6 protein-coding genes are annotated in these 7,739 nt (G+C 44.0%); 3 read left to right on the top strand and 3 right to left on the bottom strand.

Features of this window, described 5'->3' with window-relative positions:
* Both RH85_RS11990 and RH85_RS11985 read left to right on the top strand, forming a co-directional pair.
* The coding region (locus tag RH85_RS11990) for a methyl-accepting chemotaxis protein (RefSeq protein WP_006712518.1) at positions 1-1,461 on the top strand (1,461 nt) is incomplete at its 5' end.
* Between the two features lie 203 nt (positions 1,462-1,664).
* On the top strand, positions 1,665-2,525 hold the full coding sequence (locus RH85_RS11985; protein ID WP_006712517.1) for a DMT family transporter: 861 nt from the start codon (positions 1,665-1,667) through the stop codon (positions 2,523-2,525).
* 118 nt (positions 2,526-2,643) lie between these two features.
* Here the strand turns inward: RH85_RS11985 and RH85_RS11980 are convergent, their stop codons facing one another.
* The 3 genes from RH85_RS11980 to malX are packed head-to-tail and all read right to left on the bottom strand — an operon-like array spanning position 2,644 to position 6,465.
* Positions 2,644-3,765 carry a M20/M25/M40 family metallo-hydrolase gene (locus RH85_RS11980; protein WP_006712516.1) on the bottom strand — a complete coding sequence of 374 codons (1,122 nt, stop codon included), beginning with the start codon at positions 3,763-3,765 and terminating at the stop codon, positions 2,644-2,646.
* Positions 3,758-4,933: a MalY/PatB family protein gene (locus tag RH85_RS11975; RefSeq protein WP_006712515.1), complete on the bottom strand. Its 1,176-nt coding sequence runs from the start codon at positions 4,931-4,933 to the stop codon at positions 3,758-3,760. The genes RH85_RS11980 and RH85_RS11975 overlap by 8 nt, the downstream gene beginning before the upstream one ends.
* Positions 4,930-6,465: a maltose/glucose-specific PTS transporter subunit IIBC gene (malX, locus tag RH85_RS11970; RefSeq protein WP_005598896.1), complete on the bottom strand. Its 1,536-nt coding sequence runs from the start codon at positions 6,463-6,465 to the stop codon at positions 4,930-4,932. Before malX ends, RH85_RS11975 begins: the two co-directional genes overlap by 4 nt.
* A 269-nt stretch (positions 6,466-6,734) precedes the next feature.
* On the opposite strand from malX, the gene RH85_RS22785 reads away from it, so the two are divergent.
* Positions 6,735-7,739, top strand: a 1,005-nt coding sequence (locus RH85_RS22785; protein WP_138956475.1) for a helix-turn-helix domain-containing protein, incomplete at its 3' end; no start/stop codon positions are given.

Here is a 7,739-nt window from a genome sequence, read left to right as displayed (position 1 = left end):
TTCTTAGTGTTTAATCCTGAAGGAAGTATTGATGATCCTGCAGAAGCACAAGCATTTATCGATCTCATTTCAGCCGCTAATGGTAAAATGACCGTAAGCGATATCGTCTATGATCAAGGCAAACCTCTACTTACTATCGTGGTTCCAAACGGTACCGTTGACGGAAACATTTTCTATATTGATCTTAGTGATACTCAAGAATTACTGGCCTCCTCTGCTGTTGATGGCAGCTATATGGAACTGGTCGATCCAAGCAACAACATCTTATTCTCAAACAAAACTGACGGTGACCTAATTCCACTGCCAAGCACGTTTGATGTTCGCGGTAGCCAATGGAGCCTAACGGGTTATATTGATAACGCCTACATTTTGGAAAATACCGCGCAACTCAATAACGCGATAACCCTGACTTTAGTCATATCCGGGCTGCTTATCATCTCGTTAAGTATTGTGGCGGTTAATATTGCCTTTAAACCTATTGTCTCACTACGTAATATCGTCACCGACCTATCACAAGGCAATGGCGATCTTACACGTCGTTTAGAAATCCATACCCAAGATGATTTAGGCAAAATTGCAACAGGGATTAACCTCTTTATAGAGAAGCTACAAGCGATGATGCTTGATGTCGCGAAATCAAGTCAGCAGATCAAACAAGAGATTAATGTCGTTGCGCAAAACGCAGACTCAAATCAAACCTTATTGACAGCGCATACAAAAGAAACAGAACAAGTAGTCACCGCTATCACGGAAATGAGTTCGACTGCCGACTCCGTCGCTCAAAGTGCTGCCAACGCAGCAAAACTGACCCACAAAACAAACGATGAAGCCAACCACTCGAAAGCAGTGGTTCAAGAAGCCGTTCAAAGTGTTTCGGCACTGGTTGAAGAAGTCGCTACCATGTCGCAATCCATTACTGCAATGAGTAAGGATACCGATCAGATTGGTTCAGTGCTTGGGGTGATCGGTGACATCGCCGAACAAACAAACTTGTTAGCGCTCAACGCTGCGATTGAGGCAGCTCGCGCAGGAGAACAAGGACGAGGATTTGCTGTTGTTGCAGATGAAGTTCGTGCACTCGCGGCCCGTACTCAACAGAGCACCTCTCAAGTCAATGAAATGCTTACCAAATTACGGAACGGCAATAACACTGTTGTCAATGCGATGAAAACTACACAGTCTAGCTGCCAACAAACGTCCGAAACGACAGCCCGAGTAATGAACTCTCTCGACGCAATGACAGACTCAATTGTCGAAATTAATGATTTAACCACACAAATTGCGGCATCGGCCGAGCAGCAAAGTGTCGTGGCAGAAGAGATAAACCGCAATATGACCAGTATTCAGGAAATGGTTAACCATATTAATCATAATGGCCAACAAACGGTCAATAGCACCTTCCAACTAACGGATACGAATACACAGCTAGGAGCTGTTGTTGATCGCTTTAAGCTTCAGTAATACCGCTTCGCACAAGTGAGTCAATCGCTGACTCACTTGTGAATAGTTTTTCATCGTCACAGATACCTAAGCGGCAAGTAACTAATTGAACTCAGCGAACAAGAATCTCAATTTAAAATAAGATATGATTCTTTTCCCCTTCCTTTGGTAGACACGCTATGGCCGCTTTCACTTTGTCACTTATCCCCGTAGGGGTTAGGTTTATGATTCTTTCTGCGTTTGGTTTTGCGCTGATGTCTGCGTGTGTGAAATATGTCAGTAACTACGGCATCCCTGTGTTTGAGATCGTGGCTGCGAGAGCTTTAGTCTCACTGCTCATCAGTTATTTAGATGTAAAACGAAAAAAAATCTCAATATGGGGCCACAATAAACCGTTACTTCTTTTACGGGGAGCGGTAGGCACAATGGCTCTAATGTGTGTTTATTATGCAGTCACAACCTTGCCACTCGCCGAAGCAACAGTTTTGCAATATGTCCACCCAGTGTTTGCCGCTTTGCTTGGGGTTCTTTTCCTCAAAGAACACATCCAAAAATCCACCATCATCTGCATCCTCTTCTGTCTTGCGGGATTATTGGTGATGGTTCAACCCAACATGAATAGCGCCATCGTCAATGAATTACCAATATTTAGCGTAATGGTGGCTCTGTGTGGGGCGTTTGGTAGTTCAATCGCTTACGTGATAGTAAGAAAACTCAGCCAGACCGAAGACAGCTCGGTGATCATTTTCTATTTCCCACTGGTCGCTCTACCTATTTCAACGGTTTTGATGTGGAGTGACTTTGTTCTGCCGAGCATTTTCTTAACCATGATGTTGGTGCTCGTTGGTATATTTACCCAAATTGGCCAATACGGTTTGACGAAAGCAATGCAAACTCAAGCCGCGGGCAAAGCGTCGGCCTACTCATACGTTCAAATCATTTTTTCTGCGTTACTTGGGGTATGGGTATTCAATGAAGTCCCTTCAGTTTGGAGTTACTTAGGAGGTGGACTAATTGTTACTGGCGCGCTAATTAACGTATTTGGTAAACAGTTACTGTCTCCTTTTAGGGCTCGCTCAACATAATTTGAATCAATCGTTACCCTATTAATATACTCAATATTATTGCTACTCGGGATGTATCGTGATCAAAAAAAGCCAGTCTCCGAGGGACTGGCTTTTTGTTAGTGTAAGCAATGAACATCTATTTCTGAGGGGCTAGCGGCCGCGACAGTACCGTTATAATTAAATCACGACACGCAATAATGTCTGATTTTTTAATGCACTCATTGACGCTATGTATTTGCGTCATACCGACACTAATGTCCATACATGGAATGCCGCTCCTATTAAAGATATTCGCATCGGAACCGCCCATACCATCATTCAATTGCACTTCTAAGCCTTGTTGAATGCAAGATGATGTAAATGTACTGACTAAATCCGAGCTCGTATCTAAACGAAAACCGGGCGTACCTTGTGCTATACGATTTTCGTAACTGATTGGCATTATATCTTGAAGCATTTCTAATTGATGCGTTACCTCATCAACGAAAGCTTGCACCTTATTTTGTACAGTAGAGCGAACTTCAAAGGTAATATCGACACTTTCCATAATAATATTGGTCGCGTTGCCACCATGAATGATACCGATATTACTAGTCGTCTCCTCATCTACACGCCCAATCGGCAGTTGAGTAATCAGCTTCGCTCCTGCCACCATCGCGTTACAACCGGTTTCAGGCTCACTCGCATGACCAGACCGCCCCTTTATTGTAACCACACCTTTGGCTGAATAAGGCGCTGAAATATATGCGGTACCAATCTCGCCACCAGCATCAATCACATACGCTAAATCGATGGATGGTAAGCGGCTAAAATCGAGCGCTTTAGCCCCTTTGAGTCCAACTTCCTCTGCAATCGTAAAAATAGCCACTATAGATGGGTGCGGGGATGTATTCGACGCCAATGTAATAAGCGCGTCCAAAATAACAGCAATCCCTGCTTTATCATCGCCACCGAGTACACTTTTGCCATCGGTTTTTATCCAATCACCCTCTTCAACAATCGTTATCTTTTCACATGGCGTCACCGTATCCATATGGGCAGAAAGGGCAATCGTTCCTGCAAGCGTACCGGGTAGCAGCGCAATCAAATTACCACACTGAGCACCTTCAACTTGATACTCTAGGTGCGCGTTGTCTTGATAGAATTCAATCCCATATTTTGCTAGCTGCGCTTGAATATAAGCACTTACTTGCGCTTCTTTATAAGAAGGCGAACTAATACCCGCCATTGCTATAAAGTGCTCTATCACTTTATCCATTTTGACTCCTTAATACAGTGACTGACTGCTGTAAGCGCACTAGACCTTCAGTGAGTTTTTCTCGGGGACAAGCAACATTGAGCCTTAAATAGTGCTTGCCTCCATCGCCATAAACATCACCAGTCATTATCGCCACACCAGCATTGACCATTGCAGCTTTCAATTGTTGTGCGCTTACATTCATGGCCGAATAGTCAATCCAAGCAAAATACAGTCCTTCCGGGAACTGCATCGTAAGCTCTGGCAACTCCCGATGTAAGTACAACTGAACAAAATGTAAGTTATCTTGAAGATACGTTTTAAGTTCATCAATCCAATAGCCACATTGCTGGTATGCGGTGATCGTCGCCAGCACCCCAAAAATTGGCGGTGACGACAAACCTTGTTGTAACTTCAACACTTGCATAAAACGCGCATGCAAATCCGCTTCCGGAATGAGAACATAAGAACCACCAAGCGCTGGTGTATTGAACGCCTTGGATGCCGAAGTACAAATCGCTACCTTATGGGTAGTCAACGATGTCACTGGGTAGTAAGGTACGCCAAAGCAGATATCCATGTGAATATCATCTGAAATAACAAACACATCATGTCGCTGGCAAACGTCGAGTAAATACGCCAACTCTTCCTTTTGCCACACTCGCCCTACGGGGTTGTGCGGATTGCATAACAACAGGGTGCGGCAATGAGCAATTTTCGCCTCAAAATCTTGCTTATCGATTTCAAAGTAACCGTTATCGTTAATCAACTCACTGGTCACCATCTGGCGACCAGAATGTTCAATACAGCCAAAGAAACCATCGTAAGCCGGAGTGAACAGCAATACACCCTCTCCCGGCTCACTGGTTAGCGAAATCAGAGTCGCGATTGAGTAGATAACACTCGGGCTATACGCAATCCACTCCGGTGAAATCGGGCTATAAAAACGGCTTTCATACCAGTGGCAGATAGCTTGTTTATAATCATCATGATTCCAACGGCTATATCCGTAAACCGGGTGTTCAATACGCGCCTTTAATGTCTCCTGAATTTCGACTGGTGAGGCAAAGTCCATATCAGAAATGGTAAAAGGCAATAACCCCGGCTTACCAAAACGGTCTTCTACATAATCCCATTGAGTACAATAGGTATTGGTTCTGTCGATTACGCCGTCGAAATCTATTTTCATGCCATTGCCAACTCTATTTTCTTGCGCATCGTGTGTACTTGAGGGCCAATAACAACCTGCAAGTTTGTCGCATCAAGGTGTACAACCCCAATCGCACCCGCACTCTTTAGCTGTTTATCATTCACAATTTCAGTTGAATGCAATACCAAACGTAAACGAGTCGCACAGTTATCGATAGTGACAATGTTCTCTTTACCACCTAGCGCTTCAAGCATATGAGCCGCTAAACCATCTGCGCCTAACTTACTGACCACTGAGTCAGTGTCATCTTCACGGCCTGGTGTCTTAAGATCTTTCTTGATAATGACGTAAGTGAAGACGAAATAGTAAGCCGCAAACCAAACTGCGCCCAATAGTGGAACGAAGAACCAGTTGGTTTTAAAGCCTTGCAACACACCGAAGACAAAGAAACCAATCACATCACCCGCAGGACCAATGTTTACATTGAAGATCGATAACGTTAGGTAACCCAAGCCCGTCATAAAGGCGTGGAATAGGTACAACATCGGTGAGATAAACAGGAAGATGAATTCAATCGGTTCGGTAATACCACTCACAATCGCGGTCACGGCACCAGAAATCAGTAGACCTTTGATCAAAGGACGGTTTTTCAGTTTAGCGGTGCGGTACATAGCAAAGGCCGCAGCAGGTAAGCCAAAGAAGAAGCTCAACATACGACCTTGAGAGAGCAACGCTGTGGTTTCCATTGGAGTTTCATGGCCAGCCGCTAGGTTGGTGTAGAAAATGTTCAATGCGCCAATCACTTGCTGACCATCAATAATCGCTTCACCACCTACAGGAGTAAAACGGATCATCGCCGTCAAGATATGGTGTAAACCAAGAGGAATCAGTAGACGCTCACTCGCACCAAAGATCATCGGGCCAAAAACGTCTGATTGCTGAATTATGTACCCCAACCCTTTGATCAAAGAGTCAAATAGAGGCCAGATGTAAGGGATCAACATACCGAAAACAGAAAGAACAATCAGCGATACGATTGGCACTGCGTGTGGGCCACCGAAGAATGCGAAGGCATCCGGTAGTTTGGTATCTTTGTAACGCTCATGCAAACGAGACACAATCACACCAGAGAAAATACCACCTAATACACCCGTACCGATAGTTTGTACGCCAAGAATCATGGTTTGGCCTGCATCACGCATTTCATCCGGGCCAACCAACATACCTGTATGTTTCAGTGCAAAGTTAGTCCCCATCGTCATGATAAGGTAACCCACAAAGCCCGAGAATGCGGCGACGCCTTTTTCTTCTTTTGCTAGCCCCAAAGGAATGGCAATCGCAAAAAGAACCGGCATGTTTTTAAAAGTGAATACGCCAACCATCGTCACGTATTGGAAGAAAATGTTGATCGGCTCGTAAGAAAGGAAAGGCCATAACTTTTGTAGCTGAGCGCCCGTTAAAGAGCTGCCTAATCCTAACAGAATACCCGAAATACCGAGCAATGCGATAGGAAGCACAAACGTCTTTCCTAAACCTTGGATAAAGCCCCAAAGCTTTGTTTTATGACTCATAATAGCCACTCCATTTAGATACACATTATTATATTTTGTAGGGAAACCTTTGTGGTTTTCATGGGTACAGTACGAAAGAACCTGCGGAAACAAAATCGAAATGTGCTTCTGTAAAAGTGGAAGGGAATTTTCATATTATTGAATGGTTTATACCGAAATTAGGCTTATAATCACATCCATCACTAAGTGGTCATAACAAAACAGCATAATCCCGCTGCATTGTGTGATTTAACCCATATTTTCTATATGCAGCAGAGCCTAGAGATCGCGTGAGTATAAATTCTAATGAAGTAAAGTTGATTGGCCGCTTGTTACAAAAAGCTTGCGCTATCACAGTTCTGGCAGAAGAAATGGCGGTGAGTCGCCGCCATATCCACAACTACATCGCCAATATCAACTACTACATTGAGCAAGCGATCAGCGTGCAGAAAGGCATTGCGACATTTGAAATTAGCCCCGAACAGTGGGCGCAGAAAATAAAAGATATTCCCTTGACTCACTACCGACCAATGTCGAGTGAGCGGCAAGATTACCTACTCGACAACTACTTGTTCTCAAACCAATACAAATACCAAAAGATCGAAAAACAGCTCGGCATTTCTCGGCCAACACTAAAAAAAGATTTGAGTGAACTCTCTGCGCGGCTACAACTTAGTGGCGTGTCTCTTCACTCTACTGATGGTGGTTTTGTAGTAGCGGGAAGCGAAAAAAAATTGCGTCATCTCATGCTAGAGCGCATCAATAAACAGATCGAGAAAATTCATCCGGATATTGAGTTTTGCACTGCGACGACCCCACTCCAGCATCATACACAAACGCTGATTGCTCAACTGCTCGCCACACTGCCGTTAAAAGAAACCTATGTGATCATCACCAACATTTCCCATGCGATTGGGGGAAAGTTCGCTGCCCATTTTATTAAAATGATGTTCATCTATTTAAGTGTCTCTCTTTACCGTATCAACCAGCAGTTTCTCATTTTACAAAAGAACAACGCCGACTACTTGAGACGAACGACCAAATTCAAATTGGTCTACAACCAACTCAGTTTACTGATCAACGAAAAGCTAGAGTTTGAGCATTTACACTTAGCCGAATACTTTTTTAGTGGCTGTGCGGAAGACAATTTTCATGAGAATCAGTTGCGAGTAAAAATGTGCGCTATGCAGTTTTTGCGTCAACTCGCCCAATCAATTGCTCTATCCAACCAACAGATGACACAACTCCACCAGCAACTCTGCTTATATCTGCCTTCCGCTATCTACCGAATAAAG

Source organism: Vibrio ichthyoenteri ATCC 700023 (assembly GCF_000222605.1).
GTDB classification, from domain to species: Bacteria; Pseudomonadota; Gammaproteobacteria; order Enterobacterales; family Vibrionaceae; genus Vibrio; species Vibrio ichthyoenteri.
This window is presented reverse-complemented; position numbering and strand designations above follow the sequence as displayed.